This window comes from Pseudoxanthomonas suwonensis J47 (assembly GCF_000513955.1).
GTDB lineage: Bacteria > Pseudomonadota > Gammaproteobacteria > Xanthomonadales > Xanthomonadaceae > Pseudoxanthomonas > Pseudoxanthomonas suwonensis_C.
In genome coordinates, this window is the sequence record NZ_KI911330.1 from 30550 (window position 1) to 48825 (window position 18276).

19 protein-coding genes and 1 pseudogene are annotated in these 18276 nt (G+C 71.7%); 11 read left to right on the plus strand and 9 right to left on the minus strand.

Annotation, left to right across the window (positions count from 1 at the left end; genetic code table 11):
- Positions 1–42: 42 nt before the first annotated feature.
- The 3 genes from M503_RS0113230 to M503_RS0113240 all read right to left on the minus strand — a co-directional run bounded on the left by M503_RS0113230 (position 43) and on the right by M503_RS0113240 (position 3089).
- Positions 43–699 (minus strand): glutathione S-transferase family protein, encoded by a 657-nt coding sequence (locus M503_RS0113230; RefSeq protein WP_028919783.1) that lies wholly within the window; start codon positions 697–699, stop codon positions 43–45.
- 5 nt (positions 700–704) lie between these two features.
- Complete coding sequence (treA, locus tag M503_RS0113235; protein ID WP_028919784.1) at positions 705–2390, minus strand: alpha,alpha-trehalase TreA; 1686 nt, start codon at positions 2388–2390, stop codon at positions 705–707.
- A 99-nt stretch (positions 2391–2489) separates the two neighbouring features.
- On the minus strand, positions 2490–3089 hold the full coding sequence (locus M503_RS0113240) for an ACP phosphodiesterase (protein ID WP_028919785.1): 600 nt from the start codon (positions 3087–3089) through the stop codon (positions 2490–2492).
- A 130-nt stretch (positions 3090–3219) separates the two neighbouring features.
- Between M503_RS0113240 and M503_RS16525 the strand changes: the two are divergent.
- Positions 3220–3956 (plus strand): annotated as a pseudogene (locus tag M503_RS16525) (DNA-formamidopyrimidine glycosylase family protein).
- Positions 3957–3968: 12 nt separating this feature from the next.
- On the opposite strand, the gene M503_RS0113250 reads toward M503_RS16525, so the two are convergent.
- Both M503_RS0113250 and M503_RS0113255 read right to left on the minus strand, forming a co-directional pair.
- A complete protein-coding gene (locus tag M503_RS0113250; protein WP_028919786.1) occupies positions 3969–4157 on the minus strand; it encodes a hypothetical protein in 189 nt (62 codons plus the stop codon).
- Positions 4158–4303: 146 nt separating this feature from the next.
- Positions 4304–4873: a dihydrofolate reductase family protein gene (locus M503_RS0113255; protein ID WP_028919787.1), complete on the minus strand. Its 570-nt coding sequence runs from the start codon at positions 4871–4873 to the stop codon at positions 4304–4306.
- Between the two features lie 147 nt (positions 4874–5020).
- On the opposite strand from M503_RS0113255, the gene M503_RS0113260 reads away from it, so the two are divergent.
- Complete coding sequence (locus tag M503_RS0113260; protein ID WP_051414624.1) at positions 5021–6256, plus strand: MFS transporter; 1236 nt, start codon at positions 5021–5023, stop codon at positions 6254–6256.
- 151 nt (positions 6257–6407) lie between these two features.
- On the plus strand, positions 6408–7613 hold the full coding sequence (gene fabV / locus M503_RS0113265) for an enoyl-ACP reductase FabV (RefSeq protein ID WP_028919789.1): 1206 nt from the start codon (positions 6408–6410) through the stop codon (positions 7611–7613).
- 165 nt (positions 7614–7778) lie between these two features.
- Here the strand turns inward: fabV and M503_RS16910 are convergent, their stop codons facing one another.
- Entirely contained in the window at positions 7779–8156 is a 378-nt protein-coding gene (locus M503_RS16910) for a response regulator (RefSeq protein ID WP_028919790.1), read from the minus strand.
- 23 nt (positions 8157–8179) lie between these two features.
- Positions 8180–10579 carry a PAS domain-containing protein gene (locus M503_RS16915; protein ID WP_028919791.1) on the minus strand — a complete coding sequence of 800 codons (2400 nt, stop codon included), beginning with the start codon at positions 10577–10579 and terminating at the stop codon, positions 8180–8182.
- A 134-nt stretch (positions 10580–10713) separates the two neighbouring features.
- Here M503_RS16915 and M503_RS0113280 point away from each other — a divergent pair, with 134 nt between their 5' ends.
- Positions 10714–11718, plus strand: coding sequence for a hypothetical protein (locus M503_RS0113280; RefSeq protein ID WP_037061457.1), 1005 nt, complete (start codon positions 10714–10716; stop codon positions 11716–11718).
- A 49-nt stretch (positions 11719–11767) separates the two neighbouring features.
- Here the strand turns inward: M503_RS0113280 and M503_RS0113285 are convergent, their stop codons facing one another.
- A complete protein-coding gene (locus M503_RS0113285; RefSeq protein ID WP_024870168.1) occupies positions 11768–12010 on the minus strand; it encodes a DUF3297 family protein in 243 nt (80 codons plus the stop codon).
- Positions 12011–12239: 229 nt separating this feature from the next.
- Between M503_RS0113285 and M503_RS0113290 the strand changes: the two genes are divergently transcribed.
- The 7 genes from M503_RS0113290 to M503_RS0113320 all read left to right on the plus strand — a co-directional run bounded on the left by M503_RS0113290 (position 12240) and on the right by M503_RS0113320 (position 17834).
- A complete protein-coding gene (locus tag M503_RS0113290; RefSeq protein ID WP_028919793.1) occupies positions 12240–12473 on the plus strand; it encodes a hypothetical protein in 234 nt (77 codons plus the stop codon).
- 312 nt (positions 12474–12785) lie between these two features.
- Positions 12786–13340, plus strand: a complete 555-nt coding sequence (locus tag M503_RS0113295) for a YaeQ family protein (RefSeq protein ID WP_028919794.1) — start codon at positions 12786–12788, stop codon at positions 13338–13340.
- Positions 13341–13350: 10 nt separating this feature from the next.
- The gene (locus M503_RS0113300) at positions 13351–14541 is read left to right on the plus strand and encodes an NAD(P)/FAD-dependent oxidoreductase (RefSeq protein ID WP_028919795.1); all 1191 of its coding nucleotides are present in this window, start codon (positions 13351–13353) and stop codon (positions 14539–14541) included.
- Between the two features lie 188 nt (positions 14542–14729).
- The gene (locus M503_RS16535) at positions 14730–15053 is read left to right on the plus strand and encodes a hypothetical protein (protein WP_024870164.1); all 324 of its coding nucleotides are present in this window, start codon (positions 14730–14732) and stop codon (positions 15051–15053) included.
- A 211-nt stretch (positions 15054–15264) separates the two neighbouring features.
- Positions 15265–16554: a sensor histidine kinase gene (locus M503_RS0113310; RefSeq protein ID WP_028919796.1), complete on the plus strand. Its 1290-nt coding sequence runs from the start codon at positions 15265–15267 to the stop codon at positions 16552–16554.
- Positions 16547–17317: a LytR/AlgR family response regulator transcription factor gene (locus M503_RS0113315; RefSeq protein WP_028919797.1), complete on the plus strand. Its 771-nt coding sequence runs from the start codon at positions 16547–16549 to the stop codon at positions 17315–17317. Before M503_RS0113310 ends, M503_RS0113315 begins: the two co-directional genes overlap by 8 nt.
- 151 nt (positions 17318–17468) lie before the next feature.
- Positions 17469–17834 carry a hypothetical protein gene (locus tag M503_RS0113320; RefSeq protein WP_028919798.1) on the plus strand — a complete coding sequence of 122 codons (366 nt, stop codon included), beginning with the start codon at positions 17469–17471 and terminating at the stop codon, positions 17832–17834.
- A gap of 12 nt (positions 17835–17846) precedes the next feature.
- Here the strand turns inward: M503_RS0113320 and M503_RS0113325 are convergent, their stop codons facing one another.
- Positions 17847–18221: a YciI family protein gene (locus tag M503_RS0113325; protein ID WP_028919799.1), complete on the minus strand. Its 375-nt coding sequence runs from the start codon at positions 18219–18221 to the stop codon at positions 17847–17849.
- Between the last annotated feature and the right edge of the window lie 55 nt (positions 18222–18276).

Below are 18276 nucleotides of genomic sequence, written 5' to 3' on the forward strand. Positions count from 1 at the left end.
CCCCGCAGGGATGCCGCACTGGGCTGCCGTTGCTGCTTTTCCTCAGTCGCGATCCGGTGCGCCCAGCGGGAAATACCCCCGGAACGGTCGCGCCTCGTCGACCGCGCGCGCGAAGGACGGCCGCGCCAGCAGCCGCGCGCGGTACGCGTGCAGGCGCTCGTGCTCCGGCGGGATCGGGTGGGTCCAGTCGGCGTAGAACAGGAACGGCGCCGCGCCGCAGTCGGCCAGGCTGAAGTCCTCGCCGGCGGCCCAGGTGCGGCCGTCGCCCAGGTGCCGCTCCAGCCAGGCGTAGCTGGTCTCCAGCATGCGCCGCGCCTCGGCCACGCCGTACGCGTCGTGGTCGCCTTCGCCGCGCAGCGCGTCGAACACCACCTTCTGCTGCGGCGTGGACACGTAGTTGTCGAAGAAGCGGTCGAGCATGCGTACTTCCACCGCCCGCAGCGGATCGGCCGGCAGCAGCGCCACCGGACCGGGATGGCGCAGCTGCAGGTACTCGATGATGGTGCTGGCCTCCAGCACGGTGCGCTCGCCATCGACCAGCACCGGGAAGCGCTTCATCGGCCACAGCGCCTCCAGCTGGCGGCCGTGCTCGCCGTCCTCGAGGTTGCGGAACTCGAACGGCGTGCCGTTCTCGTACAGGGCGACGAGCACCTTCTGGCAGTAGGAGGAGAACGGGTGGGCGTAGAGCGCGAGGGCCATCGGGTTCACTCGGACGGGGACTCTGCACGTCGACGGCCGGTAGGCGCCGGATTCGACATCGGCGCAGCCTGCTCCAGGTCCGGGTAGAGCGCCAGCAGCTGCAGCACCACGCCATTGGTCCAGCCGAAGCCGTCCTGCAGCGGGTACTCGCCGCCGCCACCGCCCTGCAGCGCGCCGTCGGCGTCGTACTTCTCCACCAGCTTGTGTTCGCGCGCGAACAGCGCCTGCACGTTGCCAAGGAAGGCGGCGGCGATGTCGCGCGCCAGCGCATCCTCGCCGTAGCGGCGCAGGCCGTCCACCGCGATCCACTGCAGCGGCGCCCACACGTTGGGCGCATCCCACTGCTGGCCGCTGTCGACGGAGGTGGTGACCAGGCCGCCGGGCTGCAGCAGCTGCGCGCGCACCGAAGCGGCGGTGCGGCGCGCCCGCTCCGGCGCGGCGATGCCGGCGTGCAGCGGGAACAGCGCGGCGGCGGTGAGCTGCGCGCGCGGCTTGCCCGTGCGCAGGTCGAGGTCGGCGTAGAAGCCGTCCGCATGCCAGAGATGGCGTTCGATCGCCTGCGCACGGGCCTGCGCACGCGCTTCGAACTCGCGCGCGCAGTCGGCATCGCCGGCCTGCGTGCAGGCGGCGGCGATCGTCGCTTCCAGGTGATGCAGCAGGCTGTTGAGGTCGACCGGCACCGTGCCGGTGACGCGCAGCGTTTCCAGCCGCATCGGATCGTCCAGCCAGCGGCTGGAATAGTCCCAGCCGCTTTCCGCGCCGGCGCGCAGCTCGCGGTAGACCTCCTGCGCCGGCCGCGAGGCCTTGGCCGCGGTCGCGCGGTCCTGGGCGAAGGATTCCGGGCGCGGGCCAGGATGGTCGTCCCAGTAGCGGTTGAGCAGGCTGCCATCGGCCAGGCGCGCCACGCGGCGGTGCGCGTCGCCGGGCGCCAGACCGTCCTCGCCGTCCATCCAGAACGCATGCTCGCGGCGCAGCTGCGCCAGGTAGCGCGCCGGCACGGTCGGATCGGCGCGCGCCTCCAGCTCGACCATGTGCGAGAAGAACGGCGGCTGCGAGCGGCCCAGGTAGTAGCTGCGGTTGCCGTTGGGGATATGGCCCCAGCGCTCGATGAGGTGGGCGAAGTTGTCCAGCATCTGCCGCGACAGCCGGTCCTGCCCGCTGCGCGCCAGGCCGAGCATGGTGAAGTACGAATCCCAGTAGTAGACCTCGCGGAAGCGTCCGCCCGGGACCACGTAGGCGTGCGGCAGCGGCAGCAGGCTGTCGTGCGGCGCCGGCTCCGGGCTGCGCCGGGTCAGCAGCGGCCACAGCGCCTCGATGTGCGCGCGCAGCGGCAGGTCCTGTCGTACCGGCGTGGGCGCCAGTTCCGACGGCAGCAGGAAGTTGCGCTCGACGAAACGGCGCAGGTCGAAGCCCGGTTGCGTGCGTGCGGCGAGGAAGGCCGCTTCCAGTTGCGCCGGGTCGCTGCGCGGCACTGCGTCGGCGAAGAACTTCTGGTCCTCGAACAGCCAGGCCTCCTGCACGGCGGCGAACAGCCGTGGCCATTCCTGTCCGGGCTCCGGCGGCTCGGCCGGCTGCCGCGCGGCAGCGGCGAGCGGCACGGCGTTCGCCGGTGGCGTGGCGTGGGCGGACGGAACCAGGCAGGCGAGGGCGAGCAGCAGGCCGGTCAGCCAGCGGTGCGGGCGCGGATGCATGGAGGCCTCCGTGACGATGGATCGCGCCGATCCTCGCAAGGGGCGCGCGATGGTTGCGGCAACGCCACCGCCCGCCCGCGGCAACCGGGCGGGCGGCTTTCAGCCGCCCTGCAGCAATGCCCGCGCCCGCACCGTGTAGCCCCGCAGTTGCGGGAAGAACGCGTCGAAGCCTTCGGCGATCGCCGCCTCGTGCGTGCGCAGGTCGTCCAGGCAGGCGACCAGGCGGTCGCCATTGCGCGACAGGCGCGTGGCGATGCGGGTCACCGCCAGGTCGACGCTGGCGCGATCGCGGTACGAGCCCAGCCAGTCGTGCGAAGCGATGCGCGGGGCGATCGCCCGCAGCCGCGGCGGCAGGTCGTCGAGCCGCGCCAGCAGGTAGCGGTAGAAGCGCGAGGTGAACGCGTCCAGCGGCTCGTCGCTGTAGCGCGCCCAGTCGCGCGCCAGGCAGTGGTCGTAGAACACGTCCAGGGCGATGCCGGCGTAGCGGCGCAGGCCTTCGGTGAACAGGCCGCGCGCGGCGACCACGCGCGGATGCGAGTCGGTATAACGGTCGACCTGGCGGTGGACGAGGATCTCGCGCCGCTCCACCGCGCTGTACTCCGCCAGCGCCGCGCGCCCGAACACGAAGTCGCCCATCAGCGCGCCGAGCATGGCTTCAGGATCGGGACCGGCGAGGAGGAGGTGGGCGAGGTAGTTCATCGGGGCGTCAACGGCCGGCGCGCTGCCGGCGGGGTGGAAGTGTGGCACGCCGTCGCGGACGCGCGCGTCGCCACAGGCGGGCCGCAGTGTTTGACGGGGCCGTCACCGCGGCGCTGCCGATACTGCCGGCGTGCCCGAAGGTCCCTCCATCGTCATCCTCAAGGAAGAAGCCGACGGCTTCGTGGGACGCAAGGTCGTGGCCGTGCGCGGCAACAGCCGCGAGCCGATCCAGCGCATCGAAGGCCAGCGCCTGCGCGCGCTGCGCAGCTGGGGCAAGCACTTCCTGGTGGAGTTCGACGGCTTCAGCGTGCGCATCCACTTCATGCTGTTCGGCCGTTACCGCATCGACGAGCGCAAGCCTGCGCCGGAACGGCTGGGCCTGGATTTCACCGGCGGCGGCGAGCTGAACTTCTACGCCTGCTCGGTGCGCTTCATCGAGGAACCGCTGGACGAGGTCTACGACTGGACCGCCGACGTGATGAACGACGCCTGGGACCCGGCCGCCGCGCGCCGCAAGCTGCGCGCCCGGCCCGATACGCTGGCCGCCGACGCGCTGCTGGACCAGGACGTGTTCGCCGGCGTCGGCAACATCATCAAGAACGAGGTGCTGCACCGGATCCGCCTGCACCCGGAGAGCCGGATCGGCGCGCTGTCGCCGCGCAAGCTCGGCGAGCTGGTGACCCAGGCGCGCGAGTACAGCTTCGATTTCTGCGCTGGAAGAAGGCCTACGTGCTGCGCAAGCACTACCAGGTGCATACCCGCACGATCTGCCCGCGCGACGGCCACCGCCTGAGCTACCGCAAGCACCTGGGCCAGGCGAAGCGGCGCGCGTTCTACTGCGAGCACTGCCAGCGGCTGTACGAGTAGCCGCCGTCAGCGTCAGATCGCCAGCTTGCCCAGCACCGCCTCCAGCGCCACGCCGGCGCACAGGGCGATGAACAGGATCGCGATCCAGCCGCGTTCTATGCCTTCGCCGCGGTGCCCGACCAGCTTGCCCGCGCCGACCAGGCTGGCCGGCAGCACGAACAGCAGGGCGGCATGGCCCAGGCTCATGGCAGAGATGTCCATGGCACGTCTCCATGACGGCGGTCGTACCGCCATGGGCTGATCTTCGCCCCGCCAACAGCGCGCTTCGTTGATCCGGATCAAGCGGAAGGGCGCGTCGTGCGGGGGGCTGCATCGGGCTGCCGGCGGTGCAGGGCAGGGCGGCGCGTTCAGGCGCGCGTGGCGTACTCCAGCACCACCAGGCCACCCTCGAACTGCCGGGCACTGCGCAACGCCAGCGGCCGTTCGCCCAGCTCCGGCGGGGCGAAGGAGCGGCCGCGGCCGATCAGCACCGGCACGATGCGCAGGCGCAGCACGTCGACCTCGCCGGCCTGCAGCAGGGCATCGGCCAGGGTCAGGCTGCCCCACACGATCAGGTCGCCGTCGACCTGGCCGCGCAGCGCCCGCACCGCGGCCACGCCGTCGCCGCGCAGCAGCGTGGCGGACTGGTCCGGTCCCCAGGCCGCCTCGGCCAGGGTCGAGGACACCACGTACTTGGGCAGGCGCGCGATCGGCCCGGCGACCGGCTCCCGTGCCGGGTCGGCGCCCGGCCAGTAGTCGGCGAACATCCGGTAGGTGCGTGCGCCCAGCACGATCGCGCCGACCGTCCCGAGCATGTGCAGCTGCTCCTGGTCGGCGGCGTTGACCGCGCTGGCGTCGATGAAAAAGCCGATGCCGCCCTCGGCGTCGGCGGCATAGCCGTCCACGCTGGTGATCTGCTCGACGATCAGCCTGCCCATGCCCGCCTCCGTGTCCGCGCTGCCTGTCCTGGCGACGGCCCAGCGGGCCGGGAATCGACCGGTCCTGGCCGACGTTGCATGAACGGGACGCCGGCATCCCGGCGTTCGGACTGTACCCGGATGTTGCGACGCAGCATAATTCCCGGCATGCCTGCCACGCCCCCGCCCGCCGACCCGGCGGCCGTCGCCGTTCCCACGATCGGCCGCGGCCGTTACGCCCTGATCCTGACCGCGCTGACCCTCGGCGGCTTCGGCATCGGCACCAGCGAGTTCGCCGGCATGGGGCTGATGCCGAACATGGTCGCCGAGCTGGGCGTGAGCGAGCCCCAGGTCGGCCACCTGATCAGCGCCTACGCGCTGGGCGTGGTGGTCGGCGCGCCGCTGCTGGCGATCCTCGGCAACGGCCTGTCGCGCAAGGCCCTGCTGCTGGGGCTGATGGGCTTCTACGCCCTCGGCAACCTGGCCAGCGCGCTGGGCCCGGACTACCACAGCCTGATGCTGTTCCGCTTCATCGCCGGGCTGCCGCATGGCGCCTACTTCGGCGTGTCGGCGCTGACCGCGGTGGCGATCAGCCCGCCGGAAGCGCGCGGCCGCGCGGTCAGCCTGACCATGCTCGGCCTGACCCTGGCGATCCTGCTCGGCACGCCGCTGGCGACATGGGTCGGGCAGCTGGCCAGCTGGCGCTGGGCCTACGCGGCGGTGGCGGTGATCTCGCTGCTGACCGTGGCCCTGATCGCGCTGGCGCTGCCGTCGCGGCTGGCGCCGCCGGCGCCGGGCGGCAGCCCGCGGGTCGAACTGCGTGCCTTCAACCGCCTGCCGGTGTGGCAGGCGCTGCTGATCGGCGCGATCGGCTTCTCCGGCATGTTCTGCGTGTTCAGTTACCTGGCCCCGACCATGGTCGAGGTCACCGGCGTGGCCCCGGCGTGGATCCCGCTGGGCCTGGCCGGCTTCGGCCTGGGCGGGGTGATCGGCAACATGCTCGGCGGCTGGCTGTTCGACCGCCTGCAGTTCCGCGCCGCACTGGTGGTGCTGGGCTGGGCGGCGCTGATGCTGGTGCTGTTCCCGCTGGCCGCGCGGCAGCCGTGGAGCCTGCTGCTGGCCACGGTGTGCGTCGGCATGATGGGCGGGCTGGGCACGATCCTGCAGTCGCACCTGATGGACGTGGCCGGCGAGGCGCAGACCCTGGCCGCCGCCTCGCACCACGCCGCCTTCAACGCGGCCAACGCGCTGGGCCCGTGGCTGGGCGGCCTGGCGATCACCGCCGGCTGGGGCTGGACCTCGACCGGCCCGGTGGGCGCGGCCACCGCGCTGGCCGGCATCGGCCTGTGGCTGTGGGCCTCGCGCACCCTCGCGCGTCGCCAGGCCTGCGCCGCCGCGGCCTGACGCCGCGCGGATACCGCGCCGGCGGGTCGCGCCCGCCACCACGCTGACCATACGCCCCGGGAGGGTCGCTTTGCGGCCGCAGCACTTAGACTGTGCCGCTCCGCGTGCGCCCCCGCGCCCGCGCCTCCATCCGCTTCCGAGAGAGTCACGCGTGGTCATCCATCCGAAAGTCCGAGGCTTCATCTGCACCACCGCCCACCCCGTGGGCTGCGCGAAGAACGTGCAGGACCAGATCCGCTACGTGCAGGCGCAGGGCGCCCGCGGCGAGGGTCCCAAGCGCGTGCTGGTGATCGGCGCCTCGACCGGCTACGGCCTGGCCGCGCGCATCACCGCCGCCTTCGGCTACGGCGCCGCCACCCTGGGCGTGTTCTTCGAGAAGCCGGGCACCGGGAAGAAGACCGGCAACGCCGGCTGGTACAACTCCGCCGCCTTCGACCGCTACGCCAAGGAAGCGGGGCTGTGGAGCCGCTCGATCAACGGCGACGCCTTCTCCGACGAGGTCCGCGCCAAGGCCATCGAGCTGATCGGCGAGATGGGCGGCCCGATCGACCTGGTCGTGTATTCGCTGGCCTCGCCGGTGCGCCGCCTGCCGGATACCGGCGAGTTGAAGCGCTCGGCGCTCAAGCCGATCGGCCAGGCCTACAGGTCTACCGCGGTGGACACCAACCGCGACCAGGTCATCGAGGCCACGGTCGAGCCGGCCACCGAGCAGGAAATCGCCGACACCATCCGGGTGATGGGTGGCGAGGACTGGGAGCTGTGGATGGACGCGCTGTCGAAGGCCGGGGTGCTGGCGCCCGACGCGAAGACGGTGGCCTTCAGCTACATCGGCACCGAGATCACCTGGCCGATCTACTGGCACGGCGCGCTGGGCAAGGCCAAGGAAGACCTGGACCGCGCCGCCCACGCCATCGATGCGAAGCTCAAGCCCACCGGCGGTTCGGCGAACGTCGCCGTGCTCAAGTCGGTGGTGACCCAGGCCAGCGCCGCGATCCCGGTGATGCCGCTGTACATCGCCATCGTCTACCGGATCATGAAGGAGAAGGGCCTGCACGAAGGCCCGATCGAGCAGCTGGAGCGCACCTTCCGCGAGCACCTCTACAGCGCCGAGCCGCCGCCGCTGGACGAGTCCAACCGCCTGCGCCTGGACGACCGCGAACTGCGTGACGATGTGCAGCAGGCCTGCCGCGAGCTGTGGCCGACGGTGACCACCGAAAACCTGTTCGAGGTCACCGACTACGCCAGCTACAAGCACGATTTCCTGAAGCTGTTCGGCTTCGAGCGCACCGACGTGGACTACGACGCCGACGTCGATCCGGTCACCCCGTTCGACGTGGTCGACCTGACCGCCGAGTAAGGCCGGCACTGCCTGGTCGCCCGTGGGGTGGCCAAGCGCTCCGCTGTCGCCGTCGTTGCGCCCCGACAGGCACGGCGCTCTGCTTCCTCGGGCGGGCCCGACTCTACAAGGGCGACGCCCTGCTTCCTGTAGAGCGGGGCAAGCCCCGCTCTACAGGGAGGGCGCTTAGAGTGCGGGGTGGGCGGTGGCGGAGTTGACGCAGTCGCGCAGGTCCTTCAGCCGGAACGGCTTGCCGAGCAGGAGCAGGCCCGGGTCCAGTTCCATGTTGCTGTAGCCGGAGACCACGATCACCGCGGCCTGCGGGAAGCGCACGCGGACTTCGCGCGCCAGTTCCGAGCCGGACATGCCGGGCATCAGGTGGTCGGTGATCAGCAGGTCGGGGACCAGCCCGCCATCGAGCGCGCGCAGCGCCTCCTCGGCCGAGCCGGCTTCGACGACCTCGAATCCCATGTCCACCAGCACGTCGGCGGTGCACATGCGCACGCCGGGTTCGTCGTCCACGACCAGGGCGACGGAAGGGTTCGGTTTTTGGATGGAGCCCATGACGCCTCCGCCTTCGTTCCCGGTCATTGTGCCTGCGTCGGGGTCCGGTCCGCAGCCGGCAGCCACAGCTCCATGGTGGTGCCGGCTCCCGGGGCGCTGTCGATCCGCAGGCGACCCCCCAGCTGGGAGGCCAGGCCATGGGCCATCGACAGGCCCAGGCCGGTACCCTTGCCGATGCCCTTGGTGGTGAAGAACGGCTCGATGGAGCGTTCGCGGGTCGCGGCGTCCATGCCCACGCCGGTGTCCTTCACCACGACGACGACGTAGCGGCCAGGGGACAGGGCCGGATCCTGGCCGGAGCCTACGTCCTCACGGCGTGCCGACAGCGTGAGGATGCCGCCCTCGGGCATCGCGTCGCGCGCGTTCACGCCGAGGTTGAGCAGGGCCATCTCCAGCTGGTTGCCGTCGGCATGGGCGCGTGGCAGGTCCGGCTCGACCTCGATGATGGTGCGGATGCGCGGGTCGAAGCTGCTGCGCAGCAACTGGCCCAGTCCGTCGAGCAGGATCGCCACGTCCACCTCCACCGCCTGCAGCGGCTGGCGGCGGGCGAAGGCGAGCAGGCGCTGGACCAGGGTCGCGGCGCGATCGGCCGACTGCCGCGCCACCGCCAGGGTGCGGCCGCGCCGTTCCGGCGAGGCGGACGGATCCTCGGCCAGTTCCAGCGCGGCCATGATCGGGGTCAGCAGGTTGTTGAAGTCGTGGGCCACGCCGCCGGTGAGCTGGCCCATCGCCTCCAGCTTCTGCGACTGGCGCAGCGCTTCCTCGGTGGCCAGGCGGCCGGTGATGTCCAGCGCCTCGGGGATCACCGCGCTGATCGCGCCGGAGGCGTCGTACAGCGGGCGCAGCGACAGGTCGAACGAGCGCCGCCCCACCGGCAGGTTGACCGTGATCTCCTCGCGCACCGCCTCGCCGGCCAGCGCGCGCATGAAGGCCTCGCGCACCCATTCGGACATGCCCGGGGTGGCGGTGAACCACGGCGTGTTCCAGATCGGCAGGCCGATCACGTCCTGCAGGCGCACGCCGATCGCGTCCAGCGCTGTGCGGTTGGTGTCCTGCAGGGTGCCGTCCAGCGCGCAGCGGCCCTGCAGCTGGTAGCTGCTCTCGAACAGGCTGCGCAGCTGCGCCTGCGAATCGGCCAGCGCGCGCACCGCGGCGTTGATGTCGGTCACGTCGCGCGCGCTGCAGTAGTACTTGCCGCCTTCCGGCGTGGCCACCCACGACAGCGTGCGGTAGTCGCCGTCGCGCGTGCGCATGCGGCATTCGAAGCCCAGCAGCGGGAAGCCTTCGGCAAGGCGGCGGCCGGCCTCGGACACGGCGGCGATGTCGTCGGGATGGACCAGGTCGCGCACCGGGCGCGACTCCAGCTCCAGCGACGACCAGCCCAGCACGCGCTGCCAGGCCGGGTTGCTCTTCACCAGCAGGCCGTCGCCGCCCAGCACCGCCAGCAGGTCGGGGGTGACCTGCCAGGTGAGCGAGCGCTCCTGCGCCTGCTCGGCCACCTGCCGCTCCAGGTCCTGGTTGAGCCGGCGCAGCGCCTGCTCGCTGCGCGTGCGCGCGGTGGAATCCAGGCCGGTGACGAAGATGCCTTCGACCCGGCCTTCCGGGTCGAGCATCGGCTGGAACACGAAGTCCAGGTGCCGCTCGTGCACCGGGCCGTCCGGCGTGGCCTGCTCCATGAACACCGCGCCATTGGCCAGGAATGGCACGCCGCTGGCGTAGACGCGGTCGAGGATCTCCAGGTAGCCCTGCGCCACCGCGTCCGGCAGTGCCTCGGCGACGGTGCGGCCGACCACGTCGCGGCCGCCGACCACGGTGCGGTAGCTGCTGTTGGCGAACTCGAAGCGGTGGTCCGGCCCGCGCAGCAGGGCCATGAAGGTCGGCGACTGCTCGAACATCCGCGCCAGGCGCCCGTACTCGCCGGCGCGGCGGCGCTCGGTGAGCACGCGGCGGGTGGTCTCGTGGCAGACGTTGAGCATCGCCACCACCTGCCCGTCCGGTTCGCGCACGGGGCTGTAGGCGAAGGTCCACCAGGTGTCCTCGGGGAACCCGTTGCGCTCCATGCGCAGGTACATGTCTTCCACCCAGGTGGCGGTGCCGGACATCACCGATTCGCACAGCGGGCGGATGTCCTCCCACAGCTCCGACCACACCCGCGGGATCGGCTCGCCGAGCGCCTCCGGCTCCTTGGCGCCGAGCACCTGCATGTAGCGGTCGTTGTAGAACAGCAGCAGGTCCGCGCCCCAGCCCAGGCACATCGGGAAGCGCGAGCCGAGCATGATCGACAGCGTGGTCTTCAGCTCGTCAGGCCACTGCTCCGGCTCGCCGAGCGGATGCCGCGACCAGTCGTGGTTCGCGATCCGGGCCGCCATCACCCCGCCGCCACGCAGGAACTGGATGCCGGCGGTCGAGGAAGCGTCGCTCATGGGGCAATGGCCGGGGAGATCGGACGATGCTGGCACAGCCCCGCGTGAACGAAGTGAGGACGACGTGGCCGCCCGGGGGAACTCGTCCACGCCGGCGTGGTCAGCATGGCTTCCCCGGACACCAACCTCGACCCTTGCCCGATCCCACCCAGGCTACATGGCGCGACGAACTGCTGCCCCGCGTGGTCGCGGCCGGCGGCAGCCTGCTGCTGCTCGTGCTGGGGTGGAAGCTGGCCAGCGGCCTGGTCCCGATCGGCATGCCGCGGGTCGAGGAGACGCCGCGGCTGCGGGTGGTGTTCACCCCGCGCGACGCGGAGCCGGCGCTGCCCGCACCGCCCCAGGCCGGGCTGCCTGCCGCGCCGGTGCAGGATGCGCGCGCGCCCGCTTCGCCGCCGTCATCGTTGCCACAGTCCCGGCCCGAGGTGCCGCAACCCGCGCCGCCGGCCGCCGCACCGCGCGAGACCGCGCCCACGCTGTTCGGCGAGGACGGCCGGCCGCGCCTGCCGGCGCAGGTTGCCGACCAGTGGGACACAGCGAAGCCCGCGCCCGGCAGCACACCCGTCGAACCCAAACGCAACCCGCTCGAACGCCGCAATCCGGTGGACGCGCGCCGCACCCGATTCGCCGACGACTGGGTCAGCGACGGCGATGCGGCCGAGGTCATCAACCAGCAGATCGCCCGCGCCCAGAGCAAGATCGCCGAGTTCCTGCTCGGCAAGGACATCCAGCACGCCAGGGCGCGGCCGTCGCCGGAAGTGCGTTTCAACCCGGTGCGCCACGAGCGCGTGGCCGACCTCGGCAGCGAGGCCACCGGCGACGCGTACAAGGCCGCGCGGATCCCCTACGAACCGGCGCCCGGCCTGGATGGCGAGGCCAGCCGCCGCATCCGCGAACAGGTCGCGGCGCTGGAAACGGCGTATTCGCGCTGCGACCGCGCCCGCCTGCGCCGGCTGATGCAGCCACTGCTGGCGCACCTGGACGAACTGCAGAAGGCCGAAACCGCGTTCGCGCGTGGGGCCGACCCGGTGCGCGCCGAGCACATGCTGCCGAACGTGGCCAATACCGCCTACGACATGGCGCGCCGCGCGCTGTGGTACGCCGACGCGCGCATGGCCGGCTGTACTGCCGGCGCGGGGTGAGGCACGGTTCGCGGCGCGCCGCCAATGCGGGCGCGTCGCGCGCTGCCGGTCAGGCCGGCTGGATGAAGTAGGGCTCGACCGTGCCCTTGATCTTGAGCGTCATCGGGTTGCCGCGGCGGTCGCGCGAACGGCCGACCTGCACCCGGATCCAGCCTTCGCTGACCGAATACTCCTCGACGTTGTCGCGTTCCTCGCCGTTGAAGCGGATGCCCACGCCGCGCTCGATGATGGCGGCGTCGTAGTAGGGGCTGCGCGGATCCAGGGCCAGTCGGTCGGGGGGCGTATCGCTCATCGGAATGCGTTTGTCTGCGGCCGGCGGCGCCAGCGGAGCGCAAAGGATAGCAATGCGCACGCAGCGCATGGCCTGTCCGCGCCGCGACAGGCGTTGAGCTGGTCGAGGACGCCACCGGGGAAGGGGCGGCGGCTCTTCGCTGGCGCTTCACGGCCACCGCTGCAGCATCGCGCCGGCGGAAAGGGACCTCCGCGGCAGAAGCCGTGTGGCGCGCGGGGAAGCGTCGGGAATGGAACAGCACGAGGTGTCCATCATGAAGAACATGGCCGGTCTTGCCTCCACCGTCGCGGGCTTCGGTCCGCTTGCCTTCCTGTCCATCCAGCACACGCCACCCGGGACGGTCCCGGAAGCCTTCACCAACGAGGAGCGCGCGCGGGCCTTCCGCAACGCGCTGCCGGTGGTGACGGCGAATACCTACCACTGGCAGTTCCGGGATCTGGCGCCGGGGATTGTCGAGGGTTGAGCGCAGCGACGGTTGCGTAGCCCCGGGCGGTCGCGCATTGCGCGCGGCACGGTGACGTGCGTGGGACAGCGGGCGTTCCGGTGGGCTGAGGACGCAGATCCGGGAGACGTAAGCCGGGAAGCCGACCCTCTTCCCGGCCCCGCTTCGCGCCCGCGTCCTGGGGACGAGGGGTTGACGGCATGCGCGCCGGTGGCGCGCAGACATGCCGCCTCACCGGGGGAGAGGGGAACGGGTGGGCGACTGCGCGTATCATGCGCAGCTTCCCGCGCCGCGCTGCCGTCCAGGCCGCGGCCTCCGTCCCCAGGAATCCCCATGGCGTTGAAGGCCACCGTGGTCCGTGCCGAGCTGCAGGTCAGCGACATGGACCGCCATTACTACGCGACCCATCCGCTGACCCTCGCCCGGCATCCTTCCGAGACCGAGGAGCGGCTGATGGTGCGGCTGCTGGCCTTCGCCATGCATGCCGACGAGCGCCTGGAGTTCGGCCGCGGCCTCAGCACCGACGAGGATCCGGACCTGTGGCAGCGCGACTACACCGGCGACATCGAGCGCTGGATCGAGGTCGGCCAGCCGGACGAGGCGCGCCTGCGCAAGGCCTGCGCCCGCGCCCGCGAGGTGGTGGTGCTCAACTACGGCGGCCGCGCCGCCGAGCTGTGGTGGGAGAAGGTCGCACCGGCGCTGGCCCGCCACGACAACCTCGTCGTGTGGGACCTGCCGCAGGACCAGGTGCAGGCCCTCACCGCGCTGTACGGCCGCGGCCTGCGCCTGACCGTGATGATCCAGGACGGCGAGGTGTGCCTGCTCGAGGCCGACGGCAGCGAGGTGGCGATCCGGCCGGTCGCGCGCATGGGCGCGCAGGCGGCCTGAGGCGCAAGCGGTGTCGCAGCGTTACGACGCCATCGTCATCGGCGCCGGCGCCGCCGGGCTGATGTGCGCGCTGACCGCCGGCGGCCGCGGCCTGCGCGTGCTGGTGGTCGAGCACGCCAACAAGGTCGGCAAGAAGATCCTGATGTCCGGCGGCGGGCGCTGCAATTTCACCAACACCGGCACCACCCCGGCCAACTACCTGTCGGCCAACCCGCACTTCTGCAAGTCGGCCCTGGCCCGCTACACGCCCTGGCACTTCATCGACCTGGTCGAGAAGCACCGCATCGCCTACCACGAGAAAGCGCCCGGCCAGCTGTTCTGCGACGTGTCCTCCAAGCTGATCGTGAAGATGCTGGTGGATGAGTGCGCCGCGGCCGGCGTGGAGATCCGCACCCACTGCACGATCGAGCGCGTCGAGCACGGCGACGACGGCGGCTTCCGCGTGCGCACCGCGCAGGGCAGCTTCGCCGCGCCGGCGCTGGTGGTGGCCAGCGGCGGGCTGTCGATCCCCAGCCTCGGCGCCAGCGGCTTCGGCTACGAGCTGGCCCGCCAGTTCGGCCACGCGGTGCTGCCGACCCGCGCCGGGCTGGTGCCGCTGACCCTGTCCGGCAAGCACCAGGAGCGCCTGGCCGACCTGTCCGGCGTGGCCCTGGAAGTGGAGGCGCGCTGCAACGGCCGCAGCTTCCGCGAGGCGATGCTGTTCACCCACCGCGGCGTCAGCGGCCCGGCGATCCTGCAGATCTCCTCATACTGGCAGCCCGGCGACGAGCTGCGCCTGGACCTGCTGCCCGGCCGCGACGCGCACGAGTGGCTGCGCGCGCAGCAGAAGGCGCGCCCGGATGCGGAGCTGAAAACGGTACTGGCCGAGGCCATGCCGAAGCGCTTCGCCCAGCGCCTGTGTGAGGTCTGGCTGCCGAACCGGCCGATGCGCCAGTACGACCCGCCGCAGCTGCGCCAGGCTGCCGCGCTGCTCGCCGACTGGCCGCTGGTGGCCAGCGGTACCGAGGGCTACCGCACCGCCGAGGTCACCCTGGGCGGCGTCGATACCGACGGCGTGTCCTCCAGCACCCTGCAGTCGCGCCTGGTGCCGGGCCTGTATTTCGTCGGCGAAGTGCTCGACGTCACCGGCTGGCTGGGCGGTTACAACTTCCAGTGGGCCTGGGCGTCGGGCCATGCCGCGGGCAACGCGCTCGCCGCCTGAGAAGAATCTGACGCACCCGGACGGGGCATCGCTCGATTGCATCGTGATGCGCGACAGGCATGAGCTCATGCGCTGAACGCTTCATCGCACCACGCAATCTTTCACTGCACTCCGACGCGCGCGTTGCAATCCTCGTGCTCTGTGGTGGGTGCCGGCGGGGCGCCACCCGCGGACGGTGGGCACGAGCAATGGACGACGCAAGAGCGTCTGCACGACAGGCGGTGATGATCGACATCGACCGGGAACGCGAGCACTGGCGCCAGCGCTACCACGGTCTTCCGCGCGCACGCGCGATGCGCAGCTTCGCCCGGTACTGGCCGGTGCTGTGCGCGGTTTACGACGTGTACCTCAACCATCCGCGCGCCGGGCGCGGCGAGGCCATGCGCCTGTACCTGGGGCGCGAGGACGTGGCCTCCAGCCTGCTGACCGAGGACGAGGCGGCGACCGTGTTCGAACGCGCCTGGCAGCGGATCGAGGGGGTGCCGGCGAACGACCCGGCCGGCGTCCCCTAGGCGACCGGCGCCGGCCACCGGCACCCCATCCCGGTCGTCCGGCCGGGCGGGGCGGGTTCGCGCATCGGGGCGCCACGTCGGCCGGGCCGGCGCGCGTCCGGTCCCGTTCCGGCGCGTTCCGTCGCTGCATCCGGGCTTCCGTCGCAGCCGGGCTTCCCATGGCAGCAGCGGCCGCTATGCTCCGCGGCAACGTAAAAGCCCCCGGTGCCGCGTGTCCACCAGCCTGTTCCTGATCCTGCGCATCCTGTTCGCCTGGGCCGTCGCCATCTTCGTGGCCGGGCTGGTCTGGAGCGCCATCTTCAACGGCGTCGGCGGGATCTTCTGGCTGCTGACCCTGGGCCTGGTGGCCATGGCCACCCTCGGCGCGATCACCCACCTGCGCCGGGTCAAGCTGATCGCCGGGCGGATCGACGCGGCCACGATCAGCGCCCACCAGCAGCGCCGCATCGAACTGCCGCTGGACGTGGACGCCGCCTTCGCCCTGGTCGCCGCCGCGGTGCGCGAGCTGCCGCGGGCGGAGGACATCGAGGAGTCGCGCGGCAGCCTGCAGGTGCGGGCGCGGGTGCGCCGCAACGACCCGTTCGGCGGCGCCCAGCCCTCGCGCTGGAACCTGCTGGCGCGCTTCGCCATCACCCACGACCGGGTGCTGGCCACGGTGCAGCCGGGCGACGGGATCAGCAGCGCGACCCTGCTGTGCGAGCCGGATGCGCCGCACTGGGTCGACCTGTTCGCCCTGGACGAAGGCAGCAACTTCGAGAACGCCGAGGCCCTGCAGCGCTCGGTCAGCCGCCGCGTGGCCGAGCAGCGCCGCGACGAGCAGGCCGCCGCCGAGCGCAGCGCCACCGACAACGCGCTGACCGTGGCCCGCCTGAACCTGCTGATGGCCCAGGTCGAGCCGCACTTCCTCTACAACACCCTGGCCAACGCCCAGGTGCTGGCGCGCACCGATCCGGCGCGCTGCGAGCAGATGATCGGCCACCTGATCCAGTACCTGCGCCGCTCCCTGCCGCGCGAGCACGACGCCCTGTCCACCCTGGGCGAGGAGCTGGAGCGCACCCGCGCCTACCTGGAGATCCTGCGGATCCGCATGGGCGCGCGCCTGGAGCTGCACATCGAGGTCGCCGACGAGCTCAAGCAGGTGCAGCTGCCGTCGATGATGCTGCAGACCCTGGTCGAGAACGCGATCAAGCATGGGCTCGAACCCAAGCCCGGCGGCGGCAACATCTGGATCCTGGCGCGCCGCCTCGACGACCACGCCACGGTCACCGTCGCCGACGACGGCCAGGGCTTCGGCGGCGCCACCTCCGGCACCGGCATCGGCCTGAAGAACCTGCGCGAGCGCCTGCGCCTGACCTACGGCGAGCGCGCGTCCTTCTCGATCGTTTCCAATTTCCCCAGCGGCGTGGCCGCGACCCTGTCGCTGCCGCTGCCGGAGACCAGCACCGTTCCGCCGCCGCTGCCGGGCGTGGCGCGCATGGAAGGAGAGGCCCGCCATGGTTGATTGCGTCATCGCCGAGGACGAGGAGCTGCTGCGCACCTCGCTGCTGCTGCAGCTGGGCGAGGTCTGGCCGGCGCTGCGCATCGTCGCCGAGTGCGAGGACGGCGCCTGCGCCCTGGAAGCCATCGCCGAGCACCAGCCGGACGTGGCCTTCCTCGACATCCGCATGCCCGGCCTGACCGGCATCGAGGTCGCCGCGGCGCTGTCCGAGGTCAGTCCGCGCACCCAGGTGGTGTTCGTCACCGCCTACGACCAGTACGCGATCGACGCCTTCGAACAGGGCGCGGTCGACTACCTGCTCAAGCCGGTGGCGCGCGACCGCCTGCAGGCCACCGTGCAGCGGGTGCAGTCGCGGATGGCCGCCGGCCGCCCCGACCAGGCCACGCTGGACGCGCTGCTGCGCCACCTGCAGCAGCGTCCGGCCGAGCCGAGCGCGCCGCCGCCGCTGGCCTGGATCACCGCCAACGCCGGCCGCGAGACGCGCCTGATCATGCTCGACGAGGTGCTCTATTTCCGCGCCGACAGCAAGTACACCGTGGTGGTGACCGAGGCCGGCGAGGCGCTGCTGCGCACGCCGCTGAAGGAGCTGCTGGCCGCGCTGGATCCGCACCAGTTCCGGCAGATCCACCGCTCGACCATCGTCAACCTGCGCGCCGTGGCCTCGGTGGTCCGCGACGACAGCGGCAAGGGCACGTTGCGCCTGAAGGGCCGCAGCGAAACCCTGCCGGTGAGCGTGCCGTACATGGCCCTGTTCCGCGGGATGTGAGCGCAGGAGAACGCGAACGCCACGGCACTGCGACGGTTCGCCGCCGCCGTGCATCCACAGGGAGTTGCCGCATGAAGTCCCAGGTTTCCCCGAGTTCCCTGGCGCCGCGCACGACCGGATGCCGCGGTGCCCATTCCCCCCGAGGTGTGCCATGCATTTCCTGACCATCCTCCTTTCCTGCCTGCTGGCGCTGTTCGGCGTCGACAAGCGCCCGAGCACGACCAGCATCACCCGCGTGGTCGAGAACGGCACCGAACTGCTGTTCAGCAAGACCACCCAGGTGGAAGGCCAGACCGTGTTCGAGTGCTTCTCCAGCGCCAGCGGCGGCTGCCACTACCGCATCTGGGAAGAGAACTGCCCGGCCGACGCGCGCGATGCCAGCGGCGACCAGGCCTGCCGGCGCCACGAACTGGACCGTTTCGAACTGGCCGTCGGCCGCCGCCACCAGGTGCAGGGCCTGCCGCGCGGCTTCCGCCACTGCGTCACCACCGCCACCGATGCCGGCTGCGCCAGCTGAGGCGGGCGCGGGTCAGGCGCCGACGCGCACGCGCTCGGCGTCCATGTCGGCGACCGGGCGCACTTCCATGCTGCCGTAGCGCGCCCACGGGAACTGCTTGGCCAGTTCCACCGCCTCCTCCATCGAATCGGCCTCGACGAGGTTGTAGCCGGCCAGCACTTCCTTGGTCTCGGCGAAGGGGCCATCGAAGACCGCGGTGCGGCCCTCGCGCACGCGCACGGTGCGCGCCTGCTTCGGCTCCTCGAGCTTGTTGAAGCCGACGATGGTGCCGCGTTCGGCCAGGGACATGGCGTGGCGGATGCAGTGCCGCATCTCCGCGTCGTATTCCTCCGCCGGCACCTTCTGCAGCAGTTCCGGGTCGATGTACACGAGCAGCAGGTACTTCATGCACGACTCCTCTCGGGAGGAGCCGGCATGGTAACGCCAGCGGCGCCGCCGGACT

What these genes read in the sequence shown, in the direction of transcription:
- M503_RS0113250 (WP_028919786.1), bottom strand. Translation starts at nt 4,157, where the DNA reads ATGGACATCTCTGCCATGAGCCTGGGCCATGCCGCCCTGCTGTTCGTG.
- M503_RS16910 (WP_028919790.1), bottom strand. Translation starts at nt 8,156, where the DNA reads ATGGGCTCCATCCAAAAACCGAACCCTTCCGTCGCCCTGGTCGTGGAC.
- M503_RS16535 (WP_024870164.1), top strand. Translation starts at nt 14,730, where the DNA reads ATGGACGACGCAAGAGCGTCTGCACGACAGGCGGTGATGATCGACATC.
- M503_RS0113315 (WP_028919797.1), top strand. Translation starts at nt 16,547, where the DNA reads ATGGTTGATTGCGTCATCGCCGAGGACGAGGAGCTGCTGCGCACCTCG.
- M503_RS16915 (WP_028919791.1), bottom strand. Translation starts at nt 10,579, where the DNA reads ATGAGCGACGCTTCCTCGACCGCCGGCATCCAGTTCCTGCGTGGCGGC.
- M503_RS0113240 (WP_028919785.1), bottom strand. Translation starts at nt 3,089, where the DNA reads ATGAACTACCTCGCCCACCTCCTCCTCGCCGGTCCCGATCCTGAAGCC.
- M503_RS0113260 (WP_051414624.1), top strand. Translation starts at nt 5,021, where the DNA reads ATGCCTGCCACGCCCCCGCCCGCCGACCCGGCGGCCGTCGCCGTTCCC.
- M503_RS0113295 (WP_028919794.1), top strand. Translation starts at nt 12,786, where the DNA reads ATGGCGTTGAAGGCCACCGTGGTCCGTGCCGAGCTGCAGGTCAGCGAC.
- M503_RS0113230 (WP_028919783.1), bottom strand. Translation starts at nt 699, where the DNA reads ATGGCCCTCGCGCTCTACGCCCACCCGTTCTCCTCCTACTGCCAGAAG.
- M503_RS0113255 (WP_028919787.1), bottom strand. Translation starts at nt 4,873, where the DNA reads ATGGGCAGGCTGATCGTCGAGCAGATCACCAGCGTGGACGGCTATGCC.
- M503_RS0113290 (WP_028919793.1), top strand. Translation starts at nt 12,240, where the DNA reads ATGGAACAGCACGAGGTGTCCATCATGAAGAACATGGCCGGTCTTGCC.
- M503_RS0113285 (WP_024870168.1), bottom strand. Translation starts at nt 12,010, where the DNA reads ATGAGCGATACGCCCCCCGACCGACTGGCCCTGGATCCGCGCAGCCCC.
- M503_RS0113325 (WP_028919799.1), bottom strand. Translation starts at nt 18,221, where the DNA reads ATGAAGTACCTGCTGCTCGTGTACATCGACCCGGAACTGCTGCAGAAG.
- M503_RS0113320 (WP_028919798.1), top strand. Translation starts at nt 17,469, where the DNA reads ATGCATTTCCTGACCATCCTCCTTTCCTGCCTGCTGGCGCTGTTCGGC.
- treA (WP_028919784.1), bottom strand. Translation starts at nt 2,390, where the DNA reads ATGCATCCGCGCCCGCACCGCTGGCTGACCGGCCTGCTGCTCGCCCTC.